This window comes from Pseudomonas fakonensis (genome assembly GCF_019139895.1).
GTDB lineage: Bacteria > Pseudomonadota > Gammaproteobacteria > Pseudomonadales > Pseudomonadaceae > Aquipseudomonas > Aquipseudomonas fakonensis.
The window spans coordinates 839,749-856,623 of the sequence record NZ_CP077076.1 but is presented as its reverse complement, the minus strand read 5'-3'; the positions used below and the strand labels follow the sequence as shown (position 1 = coordinate 856,623).

Annotated in this window: 13 protein-coding genes; 10 read left to right on the top strand and 3 right to left on the bottom strand. The window is 64.4% G+C overall.

Annotation, left to right across the window (positions count from 1 at the left end; genetic code table 11):
• Positions 1 to 603: 603 nt before the first annotated feature.
• The 8 genes from KSS94_RS03855 (at position 604) to KSS94_RS03820 (ending at position 12,414) form a co-directional block, all read left to right on the top strand.
• On the top strand, positions 604 to 1,998 hold the full coding sequence (locus tag KSS94_RS03855) for a polynucleotide adenylyltransferase PcnB (RefSeq protein ID WP_217841737.1): 1,395 nt from the start codon (positions 604 to 606) through the stop codon (positions 1,996 to 1,998).
• Positions 1,995 to 2,477: a 2-amino-4-hydroxy-6-hydroxymethyldihydropteridine diphosphokinase gene (gene folK, locus KSS94_RS03850; protein ID WP_217843516.1), complete on the top strand. Its 483-nt coding sequence runs from the start codon at positions 1,995 to 1,997 to the stop codon at positions 2,475 to 2,477. Before KSS94_RS03855 ends, folK begins: the two co-directional genes overlap by 4 nt.
• Positions 2,478 to 2,722: 245 nt before the next feature.
• The gene (panB, locus tag KSS94_RS03845; protein ID WP_217841736.1) at positions 2,723 to 3,523 is read left to right on the top strand and encodes a 3-methyl-2-oxobutanoate hydroxymethyltransferase; all 801 of its coding nucleotides are present in this window, start codon (positions 2,723 to 2,725) and stop codon (positions 3,521 to 3,523) included.
• Positions 3,520 to 4,383 carry a pantoate--beta-alanine ligase gene (gene panC / locus KSS94_RS03840; protein WP_217841735.1) on the top strand — a complete coding sequence of 288 codons (864 nt, stop codon included), beginning with the start codon at positions 3,520 to 3,522 and terminating at the stop codon, positions 4,381 to 4,383. Before panB ends, panC begins: the two co-directional genes overlap by 4 nt.
• A gap of 337 nt (positions 4,384 to 4,720) precedes the next feature.
• Positions 4,721 to 6,385, top strand: a complete 1,665-nt coding sequence (gene pgi, locus KSS94_RS03835) for a glucose-6-phosphate isomerase (RefSeq protein WP_217841734.1) — start codon at positions 4,721 to 4,723, stop codon at positions 6,383 to 6,385.
• Between the two features lie 165 nt (positions 6,386 to 6,550).
• On the top strand, positions 6,551 to 8,485 hold the full coding sequence (gene acs, locus KSS94_RS03830; protein WP_217841733.1) for an acetate--CoA ligase: 1,935 nt from the start codon (positions 6,551 to 6,553) through the stop codon (positions 8,483 to 8,485).
• Positions 8,486 to 8,522: 37 nt separating this feature from the next.
• Positions 8,523 to 9,392 (top strand): oxygenase MpaB family protein, encoded by an 870-nt coding sequence (locus tag KSS94_RS03825; RefSeq protein ID WP_217841732.1) that lies wholly within the window; start codon positions 8,523 to 8,525, stop codon positions 9,390 to 9,392.
• A gap of 79 nt (positions 9,393 to 9,471) precedes the next feature.
• Positions 9,472 to 12,414, top strand: a complete 2,943-nt coding sequence (locus KSS94_RS03820; protein ID WP_217841731.1) for a DUF748 domain-containing protein — start codon at positions 9,472 to 9,474, stop codon at positions 12,412 to 12,414.
• Positions 12,415 to 12,514: 100 nt separating this feature from the next.
• Here KSS94_RS03820 and KSS94_RS03815 read toward each other — a convergent pair whose 3' ends face one another.
• Positions 12,515 to 12,928, bottom strand: coding sequence for a VOC family protein (locus KSS94_RS03815; protein WP_217841730.1), 414 nt, complete (start codon positions 12,926 to 12,928; stop codon positions 12,515 to 12,517).
• Between the two features lie 61 nt (positions 12,929 to 12,989).
• On the opposite strand from KSS94_RS03815, the gene KSS94_RS03810 reads away from it, so the two are divergent.
• Positions 12,990 to 13,292, top strand: coding sequence for a heme-binding protein (locus KSS94_RS03810; protein WP_217841729.1), 303 nt, complete (start codon positions 12,990 to 12,992; stop codon positions 13,290 to 13,292).
• Between the two features lie 167 nt (positions 13,293 to 13,459).
• On the opposite strand, the gene KSS94_RS03805 is transcribed toward KSS94_RS03810, so the two are convergent.
• Positions 13,460 to 13,810: a BON domain-containing protein gene (locus tag KSS94_RS03805; protein WP_217841728.1), complete on the bottom strand. Its 351-nt coding sequence runs from the start codon at positions 13,808 to 13,810 to the stop codon at positions 13,460 to 13,462.
• A 283-nt stretch (positions 13,811 to 14,093) separates the two neighbouring features.
• On the opposite strand from KSS94_RS03805, the gene KSS94_RS03800 reads away from it, so the two are divergent.
• Positions 14,094 to 14,543 (top strand): hypothetical protein, encoded by a 450-nt coding sequence (locus tag KSS94_RS03800; RefSeq protein WP_217841727.1) that lies wholly within the window; start codon positions 14,094 to 14,096, stop codon positions 14,541 to 14,543.
• A gap of 202 nt (positions 14,544 to 14,745) precedes the next feature.
• Here the strand turns inward: KSS94_RS03800 and pnp are convergent, their stop codons facing one another.
• Positions 14,746 to 16,851, bottom strand: coding sequence for a polyribonucleotide nucleotidyltransferase (gene pnp / locus KSS94_RS03795; protein WP_217841726.1), 2,106 nt, complete (start codon positions 16,849 to 16,851; stop codon positions 14,746 to 14,748).
• Positions 16,852 to 16,875 lie beyond the last annotated feature (24 nt).

Sequence of the window (16,875 nt, the reverse complement as noted above, 5' to 3'; positions counted from 1 at the left end):
AACGAAATTTCCACATTTGCCCGGCACAGAAAGCCGCCGGAATGGCCAAAACCCCCGGTTTCATTGGGTTTTCAAAAGTTGGCACGGCACCTGCTATATGTTTGGTACAAGAACAATAACAAGCACTGCAATTCAAAATAAGAACAAGACGAAACGGCTCACGCACAATAAAAACAAGACGGCGGAGGCGCAGCTAACTGATTCTTTTGGAGAGGAGTTGTGTTTGGGGCTTGCCCCACGATCAGGCAGAGAACAACAAAAACTGCACTTAAAAGCAGCACCTGAACTGATTGGACCGCAAGGTCAGCATCATCTCGGCGACCAAAGCAATCCGTTTGCTCTTCACCCCTGGTTTAGGGGTCGTTCACAAGCTTCGGGTTTTGTGAACAGGGCACTCAACAAAAACAAGAAGCCCAGCAGAAAAACAATAAGAGCACACAACGACTTGGTGGGGAGCTTCGGCTCCCCATTGTCGTTTCTGGCCCTCTGCTACGGGCCTTGGCATACCGCCTACACCATCCCTCCAGTAAATGCTAGAATCCCCGCCCATCATGCGGCCATTCTCATACCCTTGGCCGAACATTCCTTCAAACAGTGCATCCCATGCTGAAGAAGCTGTTCCAGTCTTTCCGCCCGCCCGTTCGAGGCCAACACCACAGGCGCACCACGCCTGAAGTGATCAACAAGAGCCAGCACTCGCTGCAGCGCAGCCAGTTCAGCCGGCATGCGGTGAACATCGTCGAGCGCCTGCAATCGGCGGGTTACGAGGCCTACCTGGTGGGCGGCTGCGTGCGTGACCTGCTGCTGGGCATCACGCCCAAGGACTTCGACGTCGCCACCAGCGCCACCCCTGAACAGGTGCGTGCCGAGTTCCGCAATGCCCGTATCATTGGCCGGCGCTTCAAGCTGGTCCACGTGCATTTTGGCCGCGACATCATCGAGGTCGCCACCTTCCGCGCCCCGCACTCGGACGAGGACCAGGCCGACAGCCACCGTTCCTCGCACAATGCCAGTGGCCGCATCCTGCGCGACAACGTGTACGGCACGCTTGAAGAAGACGCGCAGCGCCGCGACTTCACCATCAACGCCCTGTACTACGACCCGGTCAGCGAGCGCGTGCTCGACTACGCCAACGGCATGCACGATGTGCGCAACCGCCTGCTGCGCCTGATCGGCGACCCCACGCACCGCTACCAGGAAGACCCGGTACGCATGCTGCGGGCCGTGCGCTTTGCCGCCAAGCTGGACTTTGGCATCGAGAAGCACACCGTGGCACCGATCCGCGAGCTGGCGCGCATGCTGCGCGACATCCCGCCGGCACGCCTGTTCGAAGAAAGCCTGAAGCTGTTCCTCAACGGCCAGGGCGCCATCACCTTCGAGATGCTGGTCGACCTGAACCTGTTCGAGCCGCTGTTCCCGGCCAGCAGCCACGCCCTCGAAGAGCGCCCGACCTACACCCACACGCTGATCAGCCAGGCCCTGAGCAACACCGACCTGCGCGTCAAGCAGGGCAAGCCGGTCACCCCGGCGTTCCTGTTCGCCGCACTGCTGTGGCCGGCACTGCCGGGTCGCGTGCTGCACCTGCAAAACCAGGGCGTACCGCCGATTCCCGCCATGAACGGCGCGGCCCACGACCTGATCGCCGAGCAGTGCCAGCGCATCGCCATCCCCAAGCGCTTCACCCTGCCGATCCGCGAGATCTGGGACATGCAGGAGCGCCTGCCACGCCGTAGCGGCAAGCGCGCCGACATGATGCTGGACAACCCGCGCTTCCGCGCCGGCTACGACTTCCTGCTGCTGCGCGAAAGCGCAGGCGAGGAAACCGACGGCCTGGGCCAATGGTGGACCGACTACCAGGACGCCAACGACAGCGAGCGCCGCGAGATGATCCGCGAGCTGGGCAGCCGCGACGACGGCGGCGCCAGCGGTGCCGGCCCGCGCAAACGCAAGCGCAGTGGCAGCAAGCGCAAGCGTGAGGACGACCAGGCGTGGGACTGAGCAGCACCCGCGCCTACATCGGCCTTGGCAGCAACCTCGACGAGCCCGCCGAACAGCTGCGCAGCGCCCTGCAGGCGCTGGGCCTGCTAAGCGGCACGCAGTTGGCCGCAGCCTCGGCGCTGTACACCAGCGATTCGCTGCTGCCCGGCCAGCCGCGCTACACCAATGCCGTGGCCGCCATCGACACCCAGCTTGAGCCGCTGCAACTGCTCGACGCCCTGCAAGCCATCGAGAACGGCCAGGGCCGGGTGCGCAAAGAGCGCTGGGGCCCGCGCACCCTCGACCTCGATGTGCTGCTGTTCGGTGACCAGGTGATCGACATCCCGCGCCTGAAAGTGCCGCACTACCACATGCACGCGCGCCCCTTCGTGCTCTACCCGCTCGCCGAGCTGGTACCCGCCGACTTCCAGCTTGCCGACGGCCGCGCGCTCGCGCAGTTGCTGCAGGACTGCCCGTTCGTCGGCCTGGAACGCCTGTAATTCGGGCGTTTCGGGCGGCGGTAACGCCAGTAACACCCGTGCCGTAACAATGCGGTAACAGGGTCATTGACTTCCCCCACCCCGCTCACGACTATAGGCGTCCCGCGGCGCCACACGGCCGCAATCACCCATTTAGGCCCGGACGGACTTATGCCCGAACATCACGATGATGATGTGCCGCTCCGATTGATGAAGACACGCGTTGTACGCAGTTGTTTCACAGCGCCTGAACGAGGATGCCCTACATGCCTGAAGTAACCCTGACCACCCTGAACGGCCTCAAGGCCAAGGGTGAAAAGATCACCATGCTGACCTGCTACGACGCCACATTCGCCAAGGCTGCCAGCGAGGCTGGCGTCGAAGTGCTGTTGGTGGGCGATTCGCTGGGCATGGTCCTGCAAGGCCATGACAGCACGCTGCCGGTCAGCAATGACGACATGGCCTACCACACCGCCTGCGTGAAGCGCGGCAACCAGGGCGCGCTGATTCTCGCCGACCTGCCGTTCATGGCCCACGCCACCACCGAGCTGGCCTTCGCCAACGCCGCTCAGCTGATGCGTGCCGGCGCACACATGGTCAAGATCGAAGGCGCCGCCTGGCTGGCCGAGACCATCCGCCTGCTGGCCGACCGCGGCGTGCCGGTGTGCGCGCACATGGGCCTGACCCCGCAGACCGTCAACGTGCTCGGCGGCTATAAAGTGCAGGGCCGCGCCGAGGCCCAGGCGCGGCAGATGCGCGCCGATGCCATCGCCCTGGAACAGGCCGGCGCCGCCATGCTGCTGCTCGAATGCGTGCCCAGCGAACTGGCCGCAGAAATCACCCAGGCGGTGAGCATTCCGGTGATTGGTATCGGCGCCGGCAGCGCCACCGATGGCCAGGTGCTGGTGCTGCACGACATGCTCGGCCTGTCGCTCACCGGCCGCGTGCCGAAGTTCGTGAAGAACTTCATGGCCGGCCAGCCGGACATCCACAGCGCCCTGGCCGCCTACGTTCAGGCGGTCAAAAGCGTCAGCTTCCCTGCCAGCGAACATGGGTTCAGCGCATGAATACCGTCAAGACCGTCCGTGAACTGCGCGCCGCCGTGGCCCGCGCCCGTGGCGAAGGCAAGCGTATCGGCTTCGTGCCGACCATGGGCAACCTGCACAGCGGCCATGCCGCGCTGGTGACCAAGGCCGCGCAACGTGCCGACTTCGTGGTCGCCAGCATTTTCGTCAACCCGCTGCAGTTCGGCGCCGGCGAAGACCTCGACAAGTACCCGCGCACCCTCGCCGCCGACCAGGAAAAACTGTTCGAGGCCGGCTGCCAGCTGCTCTTCGCCCCCACCGTCGAAGAGATGTACCCCGACGGCATGGCCGTGCAGACCCGGGTCAGCGTGCCGCAACTGTCCGAAGGCCTGTGCGGCGCCAGCCGCCCGGGGCACTTCGAGGGCGTAGCCACAGTGGTCAGCAAGCTGTTCAACATGGTCCAGCCGGACCTTGCCGTGTTCGGCGAGAAGGACTTCCAGCAACTGGCGGTGATCCGCGCCATGGTGCGCGACCTGAACATGCCGATCCAGATCATCGGCGAGCCGACCGTGCGCGCCGAAGACGGCCTGGCGCTGTCGTCGCGTAACGGCTACCTGAACGCCGAACAGCGCGCCGCCGCCCCTGCGCTGTACCGCGTGCTCAGTGCCATGGCCGAGGCGATCCGCCGTGGCCAGCGCGACTTCGCAGCGCTGGTCGCCGATGGCCAGGCACAGCTGGACGCAGCGGGCTTTCGCAAGGACTACCTGGAAGTACGCCACGCCCTGACCCTGCGCCCGGCGCAGCTTGACGACCGCGACCTGGTGGTGATTGCTGCTGCGTACCTGGGTAACACCCGGCTGATCGACAACCTGTACCTGCACCTGGAAGACCACACCGCCTGATCTGGCCCGGCGCGGCCCCTCCACCTGTGGGAGCGGCCTTGTGTCGCGATGGGCTGCACAGCAGCCCCGGCAATTTTGCATGATGCAGAGATCCTGGGGCTGCTGTGCAGCCCATCGCGACACAAGGCCGCTCACCACAGGGACCGCGTAACCTGCAGACCTGCGCTGTACCTGTAGGAGCCGGCTTGCCGGCGATGAAGCCGGCGCAGGAATATTTCATCCCCCGCCCCACCCTCCCCCATTCCCGCCTTGCAGCCATTGCCTATAATGGGCAGCTTGCAACTGGCATAGACTGCCAGTGTCAAAGCCTGACCATGCCCCAAGGAAACCATCCGCAATGGCGTATTACCGCACCCCCCACGATGTCACCGCGCTGCCGGCCTGGCAGGCTCTTGCGCAACACCGCGACGCCATGCAGGGCTTCAGCATGCGCGAAGCCTTCGCCGCCGACGGCAAGCGCTTCGACCAGTTTTCCCTGAGCAGCTGCGGGCTGTTCCTCGACTACTCGAAGAACCTCATCACCGAGCAGACCCGCGACCTGCTGGTCAACCTGGCCAACGAAGTCGAGCTGGCCGACGCCATCAAGGCGATGTTCAGCGGCGAGATCATCAACGCCTCCGAAGGCCGCCCGGTGCTGCACACCGCCCTGCGCCGCCCGGTCGGCGACAAGCTGAGCGTCAACGGCGTCAACGTGATGCCCGACGTGCACAAGGTGCTGAACCAGATCACCGAGCTGGTCGGGCGCATCCACGACGGCCTGTGGCGCGGTTACAGCGAAAAGCCGATCACCGACGTGGTCAACATCGGCATCGGCGGCTCGTTCCTCGGCCCGGAGCTGGTCTCCGAGGCCCTGCTGCCCTACGCCCAGCGCGGCGTGCGCTGCCACTACCTGGCGAATATCGACGGCAGCGAGTTCCATGAGCTGTCGGCCAACCTGCGCGCCGAAACCACGCTGTTCATCGTCTCGTCGAAGTCGTTCAACACCCTCGAGACCCTGAAAAACGCCATGGCCGCGCGTACCTGGTACCTGGCCCAGGGCGGCTCGGAGGCCGAGCTGTATCGCCACTTCATCGCCGTGTCGAGCAACAAGGCTGCGGCCGTGGCGTTCGGTATCCGCGAAGAGAACATCTTCCCGATGTGGGACTGGGTGGGTGGGCGCTACTCGCTGTGGTCGGCCATCGGCCTGCCGATCGCCCTGGCCATCGGCACCGCCAACTTCAAGGAGCTGCTGTCCGGCGCCTACACCATGGACCAGCACTTCCAGACCGCGCCATTCGACAAGAACATGCCGGTGCTGCTGGCCCTGCTGGGGGTGTGGTACGGCAACTTCTGGAACGCCAACAGCCACGCGATCCTGCCGTACGACCACTACCTGCGCAACATCACCAAGCACCTGCAGCAGCTGGACATGGAGTCCAACGGCAAGAGCGTGCTGACCGATGGCACGCCGGTGAAAACCGACACCGGCCCGGTGATCTGGGGTGGCGTCGGCTGCAACGGCCAGCATGCCTACCACCAGTTGCTGCACCAGGGCACCCAGCTGATCCCGGCCGACTTCATCGTGCCGGTGGTCAGCTTCAACCCGGTGGCCGACCACCACCAGTGGCTGTACGCCAACTGCCTGTCGCAAAGCCAGGCACTGATGCTCGGCAAAACCCGTGAAGAGGCCGAAAGCGAGCTGCGCGCCAAGGGCCTGAACGAAGCCGACATCGCCAAGCTGGCGCCGCACAAGGTGATCCCGGGCAACCGCCCGAGCAACACCCTGGTGGTCGAGCGCATCAGCCCACGCCGCCTCGGCGCGCTGGTGGCGATGTACGAGCACAAGGTGTTCGTGCAGAGCGTGATCTGGGGCATCAACGCCTTCGACCAGTGGGGCGTGGAGCTGGGCAAGGAGCTGGGCAAGGGCGTGTACCAGCGCTTGGTCGGCAGCCTGGAAGAAAATGCAGAAGATGGCTCGACCCAGGGCCTGATCAACTACTTCCGCGGGCGTCACCGCGGCTGATATCGCCATCGCCGGCAAGCCGGCTCCTACAGGCGGTGCGCACCGCCTGTAGGAGCCGGCTTGCCGGCGATGAGGCCCGTACAGGTTGAACACCACCCCCAGCTACACTGTCCATCGAATAACCGCCGCTGTCCCTCGCCCCTAACAAGAGCAGGACCACCCGCCATGTTCGATATCCGCAACTACCCCCAGGCCTTGGCCACCCGCCAGGCCGCCACCCCTACCGACGCTGACTACCAGCGCCTCTACCGCCAGTCGGTAGAAGACCCCGACACCTTCTGGGCCGAACAGGCCAAGCGCCTGGACTGGGTCAAGCCCTGGACAAGCGTGCAGCAGTGCGACCTGAAGACCGGCGAGGCCCGCTGGTTCGACGGCGGCCAGTTGAACGTCAGCTACAACTGCATCGACCGCCACCTGGCCCGGCGCGGCGAGCAAACCGCCCTGCTGTGGGAAGGCGACGACCCCACCGACAGCAAAGCCATCACCTACCGCGAACTGCACAAGCAGGTCTGCCGCCTGGCCAACGCCCTGAAAGCGCGCGGCGTGAAGAAGGGCGACCGGGTGTGCATCTACATGCCGATGATCCCCGAGGCCGCCTACGCCATGCTCGCCTGCACGCGCATCGGCGCCATCCATTCGGTGGTGTTCGGCGGTTTCTCCCCCGACGCCCTGCGTGACCGCATCCTCGACGCCGACTGCCGCACCGTGATCACCGCCGACGAAGGCGTGCGCGGCGGCAAGCGCATACCGCTCAAGCAAAACGTCGACAAGGCCCTGGCCAGTTGCCCGGCAGTCAGCAGCGTATTGGTGGTGCAGCGCACCGGTGGCGATGTCGCCTGGAGCGAGGGGCGCGACCTCTGGTACCACCAGGCATGCGAGAACGCCGGCGACGACTGCCCGCCCGCGCCGATGGGCGCCGAAGACCCGCTGTTCATCCTGTACACCTCCGGCAGCACCGGCAAACCCAAGGGCGTGCTGCATACCACCGGCGGCTACCTGCTGCAGGCCACCCTCACCTTCAAGACGGTGTTCGACTACCGCGACGGCGAGGTGTTCTGGTGCACCGCCGATGTCGGCTGGGTCACCGGCCACAGCTACATCGTCTACGGCCCGCTGGCCAACGGCGCGGTGTCGCTGATGTTCGAAGGGGTCCCCAACTACCCGGACACCTCGCGCTTCTGGCAGGTGGTCGACAAGCACCAGGTGAACATCTTCTACACCGCACCCACCGCCCTGCGCGCGCTGATGCGCGAAGGCGCGGGGCCGCTGCAAGGCACCTCGCGCAAAAGCCTGCGCCTGCTCGGCAGCGTCGGCGAGCCGATCAACCCCGAAGCCTGGGAGTGGTACTTCGAGCAGGTCGGGCAAAAACGCTGCCCCATCGTCGACACCTGGTGGCAGACCGAAACCGGCGGCATCATGCTCACCCCGCTGCCCGGCACGCCACGGCTCAAACCTGGCTGCGCCACCCAGCCCATGTTCGGCGTGCAGCCGGTGCTGCTGGATGAACAGGGCAAGCTCATCGAAGGCCCCGGTGCCGGGCTGCTGGCCATCAAGGCCAGCTGGCCGGGGCAGATCCGCAGCGTGTACGGCGACCACCAGCGCATGGTCGACACCTACTTCAAACCCCTGCCCGGCTACTACTTCACCGGTGACGGCGCGCGCCGCGATGCCGACGGCGACTACTGGATCACCGGGCGCATCGACGATGTGATCAATGTGTCCGGCCACCGCATCGGCACCGCCGAAGTGGAAAGCGCCCTGGTGCTGCACGACAGCGTCGCCGAGGCCGCCGTGGTCGGCTACCCCCACGACCTCAAGGGCCAGGGCGTGTATGCCTTCGTCACCCCCATGAACGGCGTGACGGCCGACGACGCGCTCAAGGCCGAGCTGCTGGCCCTGGTCAGCAAGGAAATCGGCAGCTTCGCCAAGCCGGAGCTGATCCAGTGGGCGCCGGCCTTGCCCAAGACCCGCTCGGGCAAGATCATGCGGCGTATACTGCGCAAGATCGCCTGCAACGAGCTGGACAACCTGGGGGATACCTCCACCCTGGCCGACCCAGGCGTTGTGCAGGGGCTGATCGACAAGCGCCTCAACCAGTAACCTGCGGCCCGGGTGGCCGCCCGACAGCAAGGCCGCCATGCAAGCCCTACGCCGCCGTATCGAAACCCAGGTCATGAGCCTCACCGGGCTGGCCCTCGGCCAGCTCGACCTGGAAACGCCCAAGGGCGACCCGGGGCTGTTCGGCCCGCAAAGCATCAGCTGGCAGGTGCACGGTGACTTCCCCAGCATGCTGGTGGGCGGCATCAGCGCATTGCTGCTGCAACTGCTGCACCCGCTGGCCCTGGCCGGGGTATGGGACCACTCGAACTTTCGCCACGACCTGCTCGGGCGCCTGCGCCGGACCAGCCAGTTCATCTCCGGCACCACCTTCGGCTCGCTGCGCGATGCCGAATGGCTGATCGACAAGGTGCGCACCATTCACCTGCAGGTGGTCGGCACCGCCCCCGACGGGCGCCCCTATGCCGCCAGCGACCCCGACCTGCTGACCTGGGTGCACGTGGCCGAGGTGAGCAGCTTCCTCGCCGCCCACCTGCGCTACCGCAACCCGCACCTGCCGCGCGCGCAGCAAGATGCCTACTACAACGAGATCGCCCTGATTGCCGAACGCCTGGGGGCGCGCGACGTGCCGCGCTCCTGCGTGGAAGTGGAGGCCTACCTGCAACGCCTGCGCCCACAACTGCAATGCAGTGCCCGTAGCTTGGAGGTGGTCGACATTCTGCTGCGCGCCCCGGCCCCCAGCCGCCTGGCCGAGCCGGTCGGCAAGTTGATGCTCAAGGCCGGTATCGACCTGCTGCCGGGCTGGGCCGCGCAAATGCTCAGCCTTGAGCAATCGGCACTGGAACGGCGCCTGGTGCGCCTGGGCCTGGCCAGGACCGCACCGTTGTTGCGCTGGGCCATGCGCGATGGCTCGGCGCACCGCGCCCGGCGGCGCATGGGCCTTGAATAAGGTATTTTGGTCGGCTCAGCGGAACCCATTTAACGTGCCATACTCCAAGCACCCCAGCCTGATACAGACGATGCGACACATGCCCAAAGGATTGACCCGCGCCGTCGGCGCCCTGCTGGCCCTCGTGGCCCTGTACAGCCTGCTCGGCTTCCTCATACTCCCCGGCATTGCCCTGCGCATCGCCAACCAGCAACTGGCCCAGTACGCCACGCTGCCGGCCCACCTGCAGCGCATCGAGCTCAACCCGTTCAGCCTCGAGCTGACCCTGTGGGGCCTGCAGATCGGCGAGCCCGGCAAAGAGCAGGTAGGCTTCGAACGCCTGTACGCCAACCTGTCGCTGGACAGCCTGTGGACCAAGGCCCTGCACCTGGACGCGGTGGAGCTGGACAAGCCGCGCACCGAGCTGTTGTTCGCCAAGGACGGCAGCCTCAACCTGACCCAGCTGTTCAAACTGCCGCCCAGCGAACCCAAGGCCGACCAGCCGCCCAGCGACCCGTTCCCGCTGCGCATCGGCAGCATCAAGCTCAACGAAGGCTACCTGCATTTCGAGGACCTGCGCCCCAGCGAGCCGATCGAGTTCCTCTACGACGCGATGAACCTTGAGCTGAAAAACCTCAGCACCCTGCCCAACGACAACGCCGACATGACCCTGGTGGCCAACGGCCCAAATGGCGGGCGTATCGACTGGAGCGGCACCCTGAGCCTGGCGCCGATTGCCTCCGAGGGCACCTTGAAGATCGCCGACGGCAAGATGAAGCTGTTCTGGCCCTACGTACGCGACGCCGTGCCGCTGGTGCTCGAAGACGGGGTGGTGAACCTCCAGACCCACTACAAGCTCAACCTCGCCAAAGACACCGAGCTGCTGCTGGACAACGTCCAGCTGCGGGTCGCCCCCTTCGCCATCCAGGCCCCGGACGGCCGCCCGCTGGCGCGTCTGGCCAGCCTTGAGGTGAGTGAAACCTCCATTGACCTTGCCAAGCAGCTGGTCACCGTCGGCAAGGTGCGCAGCGAGAAGCTGGAAACCTGGGCGGCACTGGAAAAGGACGGCCAGCTCGACTGGCAGAAACTGTTCGCCAGCCAGCCGGCCAAGGCCACGGCAAAAGAGAAGGCCGAACCCGCCGCCGCCGAACCGACCGATAAAGAGAAGGCCGCCAAGGCGCCCAGCAAGCCCTGGCAGGTGTTGCTCAAGGATGTCCAGGCGCGCAACTATCTGGTGCACCTGGCCGACCGCAGCCAGAAAGAGCCGGTGGCGCTGGACGTCGGCCCGCTCAACCTCGACTTGCAAAACTTCGACAGCCTCAACCAGTCACCCTTCACCCTCAAGCTCGACACCGGCGTGGGCAAACAGGGCAAATTGCAGGCGGCCGGCCAGGTCAACCTGGCGCCGGTCACCGCCAAGCTGGATGTAGCCACCCGCGACATCGACCTGCGCGTGGCCCAGGCCTACATCAGCCCGTTCATCCGCCTGGAGCTGCGCAGCGGCATGCTCTCCAGCGACCTGAAAGTCGACCTGAAGAACACCGCACCGCTGGCCTTCGCCATCACCGGCAAGGCCCAGGTCAACCAGTTGCACACCCTCGACACCATCAAGAACCGCGACTTCGTCAAATGGCAGCAGGTCAACGTCGATGGCCTGTCGTACGTGCACGGCGACGCCCTGTCGATCGACAAGGTGACCCTGCTGCAGCCCTACGCGCGCTTCATCATCAACGAAGACCGCACCACCAACGTCGATGACCTGCTGATCCCGCAACCGGCCGGGGCACCTGCCGCCAGCCAGAAGCCGGCCGCCAGCAAAAGCGCCAGTGCCGAAAAGCCGCTGGGCATTCACATCGGCCAGATCAACATCAACGACGGCTCGGCCAACTTCGCCGACCTCACCCTCACCCCCAACTTCGCCACCGCCGTGCAGCAGCTCAATGGCCAGATCGGCACCATCGACAACCGCAAGTCGGTGCCGGCCAAGGTCGACGTGAAGGGCAAGGTCGACCGTTATGCACCGGTGACCATCAAGGGCGCGCTCAACCCGTTCAACCCGCTGGCCAGCCTGGACATCGCCACCAGCTTCAAGCGCGTCGAGCTGACCACCCTGACCCCCTACTCCGGCAAGTTCGCGGGCTTCCGCATCCGCAAGGGGCGGCTGAACCTCGATTTGCACTACCTGATCACCAACGGCCAGCTCAAGGCCGAGAACAAGGTGGTGGTGGAACAGTTGCAGTTGGGTGAGAAGGTCGACAGCCCCGACGCGGTGGACCTGCCGATCCGCCTGGCCATCGCGCTGCTTAAAGATACCGAGGGCAAGATCTCCATCGAGCTGCCGGTAACGGGTGACCTGAACAACCCGCAGTTCAGCGTGATGCCGATTGTCTGGCAGACCCTGCGCAACCTGGTGCTGCGCGCGGCCCAGGCGCCATTCAAGTTCATTGGCGGGCTGATTTCCGGCGGCGGCGCCGAGGACCTGGGCAACGTGTCGTTCGCCCCGGGTTCCAGCGACCTCACCCCCGACGCCCAGGGCGCCCTCGACAAGCTGGCCTCGGCGCTCAAGGAACGCCCAGAGCTGCGCCTGGAGATCGAGGGCACCGCCGCCCAGGCCAGCGATGGCCCGCTGATCGCCCAGCAGCGCCTGGAGCGTGAGTACCAGGCCACCTGGTACAAGATCCTGCAGCGCCGGGGCGACAAGGTGCCGGCCAATGCCTCGCTGCTGGTGGTGGACGACAGCGACAAGCCGGCGATGCTTGAAGGCATCTACCGCAACCGCCTGAAACAGCAGCCACCGGCCGAATGGCAGCAACTGGGCCGCGACGAGCGCACCGCCAAGCTGCGCGAGGCGGTGATCAAGTCCTGGGCCGAGAGCGCCGTGTTGCTGCGTAACCTGGGCCAGGAACGGGCCAGCAGCATCAAGGACTACCTGGTCGACAAGGGACAGCTCGAAGACGACCGCGTGTACTTCATCGACGCTACCCTCGGCCAGCCGCAGAGCGATGGCCGGGTAGTCACGCCGATGCACCTGGATGCCGAGTAACCGGTAACAGCGTGTCGCCTCCATCGCCGGCAAGCCGGCTCCTACAGGGAACGCAATCTTCTGTAGGAGCCGGCTTGCCGGCGATGGGGCCCTCAGCCCGTCACGCCAACCGCTGCCCCGACACCGCCGGATGATACAGCGGCTGCACCTTGTTCCCCGCCGGGTCCAGCAAATGAAAACTGCGCGCCCCGTCACCATGGTTGAACGGGCGGTCCAGCAGGGTCACGCCACGGGCCTTGAAGTACTGGTACCAGGCCTCCAGCTCCTCCGCGCTGTCGACGATGAAGCCGTAGTGGTCCAAGGTCTGGAAGCCATTGGCCGCCATCGCCCCGCGCCCCAGCGACAGGTTGTCGTTGCCGCAGGTGAGGTACACCAGGTCTTCGTTGGCGCGGTTCAGCACCTGCATGCCCAGCACATCGACGTAGAAGCGCTCGCACTCCTCCAGGTTGGGTACCAGCAAAGCGATATGGCGCAGGCCATTCAGGCGGCCCGGGCGGCTGGGTAGATCGGACATGGGTAGCACTCCTATTTTTGTATACAATTCATAATAGAATTTAAAACAAAAGGAGTGATCTGTGTACAGCCTGTTTATCAAGACCCGGGTAAAGCCCGGCAGCGCCGACGCCTTTCTGACCGCCATCCAGGCCAACGCGGCTGCTTCCGTGGCCACCGAGCCGGGCTGCCTGGTGTTCGATGTGTCCCAGGACCGTGAAGACCCTGACGTGATCTACCTGTACGAGATCTACCAGGATGACGCGGCCTATGAGGCCCATACCCACACCGCGCATTTTCGTGACAGCCGGCCGCTGGTGGAGCCGCTGATCGTCGAGCAGGTGTGTTACGAGAGTGAGGTGGTGGCGCGTAACCCGGTCAATTGAGCATCCTGCGGCTGCGCAGCCTGTGCCGGCCTCATCGCCGGCAAGCCGGCTCCTACAGGGCCCTGCAAGCCAGCAAGATCGGGCTCGACAACAAACAAAAACCCCGGCAGATGCCGGGGTTTTTGCGGGATAGGTTGGCCAATTCCCTTTGGCCGACGGGACATTCCTTACTCGGCTTTCAGGCCATCAGCCGAGACGGCCTGTACGCCCTTGATCTTCTTGGCGATGGCAACGGCCATCTCTTTCTGCGCATCGGTGATGGCCACATCCGAGGACAGCGAAACCACACCTTTGTTGGTTTCGACCTTGATGTCGCTGCCTGGCACGCCTTTCTCGGTCATCAGGTCAGCCTTCACCTTGGTGGTGATCCAGGTGTCGGAGGTCGCTTCCTTGGCTTTGGTCACCTCACCGGCCGCAAGCTGCATCGGGGCCTGGGTGGACTGCTGGGCGAATGCCGCGTTAGCCATGGTCAGGGTCAGAGCGGTAGCAGTAGCGGCAGCAATGGCGAACTTCTTCATGTGGGTCACTCCTGTTGTTCGAAAGGTCTGCGCCGTGGTTTTTGGCGGCAGGTAACAGATAGATTGCACGCCACGTGCCAGCTTTTTCGTTTCGCTTGCTCCCTTTAAAAACAATGAGTTAGGTACAATCCACGCGATCATCAGTCGTGCAATTTGCAATCCGGGCCGGTTTGCTGCGTGCAAGATGCAAGTGCGCCAGGCAGCTGTTCGGCCCTGCCTGGGTATAACATTGGCCTGTGGCCCAGCAACCGGTCGATTGATCGCGCAAGGAGTGCAGAGGTAGATGGTGAGAAGCAGAATTCTTGCAGGTGGCAGCCTTCGCATCTGGCTGGCCGCGTCGCTTTTGGGCAATGCAGTACTGCTCGGCAACCTCTCCTGCGGCCCGGCCACCTCGCCGATCTCAACCCGCGTGCCTTTGCGCATCGAAGCCCCCGTGGAGGACGGCAACGATTACATGCTACCGCCCGGCACCAGCCTGTACCCCGACAAGGCCTTTGCCGAGGGGCATGAGCGCTACATCCTGTACCTGTACCACAAGGGTGTGATCGCCCATGAACAGGTCCCGGTGCAGGCGCAGTACGCAGGCAGGCTGATCGACCCGCTGTGGCTGTCGGATATCGATGCGAACAGCGCCGGCAAGCCCTTGCTGAGGAAGGAGGATGTGTTGGCCGCCCTTCGCGCGAATACCCTCAGCCGGGATGAGCTGGCCGATATCCTGGGCTCACTGCCTTAAGCCACCCCTGCAAAAACGCAGGCATAAAAAAACCCCTCGGTGATAGTGCCGCCGGGGCTGCCTTGCAGCCCATCGCCGGCAAGCTGGCTCCTACAGGGAACGCGATCTTCTGTAGGAGCCGGCTTGCCGGCGATGGGCCGCAATGCGGCCCCGGTTACAGCACTACCCCCGAGGGGTCCTTGCATTCAGCCCGAAGGCCGAATCAGACGCCCGATGCCTTGGCAGCGGCAACGTCCTTGATCGACAGCTTGATACGGCCGCGGTTGTCCACGTCCAGTACCAGTACTTCAACTTCCTGGCCTTCTTTCAGGATGTCGGTGACTTTCTCGACGCGAGCATCGCTCAGCATGGAGATGTGCACCAAGCCGTCCTTGCCCGGCAGGATGTTGACGAAGGCGCCGAAGTCGACAATGCGCTCGACCTTGCCGACGTAGATCTTGCCGATCTCGGCCTCGGCGGTGATGCCCAGGATGCGCTGCTTGGCAGCATCTGCCGCTTCCTTGGTTTCGCCGAAGATCTTGATCGAGCCGTCGTCTTCGATGTCGATCGAAGCCTTGGTTTCTTCGCAGATGGCGCGGATGGTGGCGCCGCCTTTGCCGATGACGTCACGGATCTTGTCGGTGTCGATCTTCATCGCGATCATGGTCGGGGCATTGGCCGACAGCTCGGTACGCGACTCGCCGATGATCTGGTTCATCTGGCCGAGGATGTTCAGGCGCGCTTCCAGGGCCTGGCCCAGGGCGATTTCCATGATCTCTTCGGTGATGCCGTTGATCTTGATGTCCATCTGCAGTGCGGTAACGCCTTTGGCGGTACCGGCAACCTTGAAGTCCATGTCGCCCAGGTGGTCTTCGTCACCGAGGATGTCGGTGAGGATGGCGAACTTCTCGCCTTCCTTGACCAGGCCCATGGCGATACCGGCAACCGGCGCCTTCATCGGTACACCGGCGTCCATCAGGGCCAGCGAAGCACCGCAGACCGAGGCCATGGAGCTGGAACCGTTGGATTCGGTGATTTCCGACACTACACGGATGGTGTAGGGGAAGACGTCAGCGGCAGGCAGCATGGCCTGGACCGAACGGCGGGCCAGACGGCCGTGACCGATTTCGCGACGGCCAGCACCGCCCATGCGGCCACACTCGCCCACCGAGAACGGCGGGAAGTTGTAGTGCAGCATGAAGGGGTCTTTCTTCTCGCCTTCGAGGGTATCCAGCAGCTGGGCGTCACGGGCGGTACCGAGGGTGGCAACCACCAGGGCCTGGGTTTCACCACGGGTGAACAGGGCCGAGCCGTGGGTTTTTGGCAGAACACCGACTTCGATGTTCAGCGGGCGCACGGTCTTGGTGTCGCGGCCGTCGATACGTGGCTTGCCGTTGACGATGTTTTCGCGAACGGTGCGGTATTCGATTTCGCCGAAGATATCTTTGACTTCGCCGGCCGATGGCTGGCCTTCTTCGCCGGAGAACTTGGCGATGGCCTGGTCACGCAGCTCGCCCAGGCGCGCATAGCGGTCGGCCTTGACGGTGATGGTGTAGCCCTGGGAAACGGCTTCGCCGAACTCAGCGCGGATGGCGTTGAACAGCTCGGTGTTGGCAACGGCGGGTTTCCAGTCCCAGGTCGGCTTGGCAGCTTCGGCAGCCAGCTCTTTGACCGCCTTGATCACAGCCTGGAATTCGTCGTGGGCGAACAGTACGGCGCCCAGCATCTGGTCTTCGGTCAGCTCTTGGGCTTCCGACTCAACCATCAGTACAGCCGATTCGGTACCGGCCACGACCATGTCCAGGCTCGAAGCCTGCAGCTGCTCGTAGGTCGGGTTCAGCAGGTAGCCGGTGCTTTCGTGGAAGGCAACGCGGGCAGCGCCGATCGGGCCTTCGAACGGAATGCCGGAGATCGCCAGGGCAGCCGAGGTACCGATCATCGCGGCGATGTCCGGGTCGGTCTTCTTGCTGGTCGAAACCACGGTGCAGACAACCTGCACTTCGTTCATGAAGCCTTCCGGGAACAGCGGGCGGATCGGGCGGTCGATCAGGCGCGAGGTCAGGGTCTCTTTCTCGGAAGGACGGCCTTCACGCTTGAAGAAACCACCAGGGATCTTGCCGGCGGCGTAGGTTTTTTCCTGGTAGTGCACGGACAGCGGGAAGAAGCCCTTGCCCGGGTCGGCTTGCTTGGCACCGACCACGGTCACCAGCACGGTAACGTCGTTGTCGACGGTAACCAGCACGGCGCCGGTTGCCTGACGGGCAATGCGGCCCGTTTCGAGAGTAACGGTCGATTGACCGAACTGGAATTTCTTGATTACCGGGTTCACGGTTTCCTACCTTTTCAGTGGCTC

Coding starts and splice junctions, on each gene's coding strand:
- acs (WP_217841733.1), top strand. CDS start 6,551: ATGTTCGATATCCGCAACTACCCCCAGGCCTTGGCCACCCGCCAGGCC.
- pgi (WP_217841734.1), top strand. CDS start 4,721: ATGGCGTATTACCGCACCCCCCACGATGTCACCGCGCTGCCGGCCTGG.
- KSS94_RS03855 (WP_217841737.1), top strand. CDS start 604: ATGCTGAAGAAGCTGTTCCAGTCTTTCCGCCCGCCCGTTCGAGGCCAA.
- KSS94_RS03825 (WP_217841732.1), top strand. CDS start 8,523: ATGCAAGCCCTACGCCGCCGTATCGAAACCCAGGTCATGAGCCTCACC.
- panC (WP_217841735.1), top strand. CDS start 3,520: ATGAATACCGTCAAGACCGTCCGTGAACTGCGCGCCGCCGTGGCCCGC.
- KSS94_RS03800 (WP_217841727.1), top strand. CDS start 14,094: ATGGTGAGAAGCAGAATTCTTGCAGGTGGCAGCCTTCGCATCTGGCTG.
- KSS94_RS03820 (WP_217841731.1), top strand. CDS start 9,472: ATGCCCAAAGGATTGACCCGCGCCGTCGGCGCCCTGCTGGCCCTCGTG.
- KSS94_RS03815 (WP_217841730.1), bottom strand. CDS start 12,928: ATGTCCGATCTACCCAGCCGCCCGGGCCGCCTGAATGGCCTGCGCCAT.
- panB (WP_217841736.1), top strand. CDS start 2,723: ATGCCTGAAGTAACCCTGACCACCCTGAACGGCCTCAAGGCCAAGGGT.
- KSS94_RS03805 (WP_217841728.1), bottom strand. CDS start 13,810: ATGAAGAAGTTCGCCATTGCTGCCGCTACTGCTACCGCTCTGACCCTG.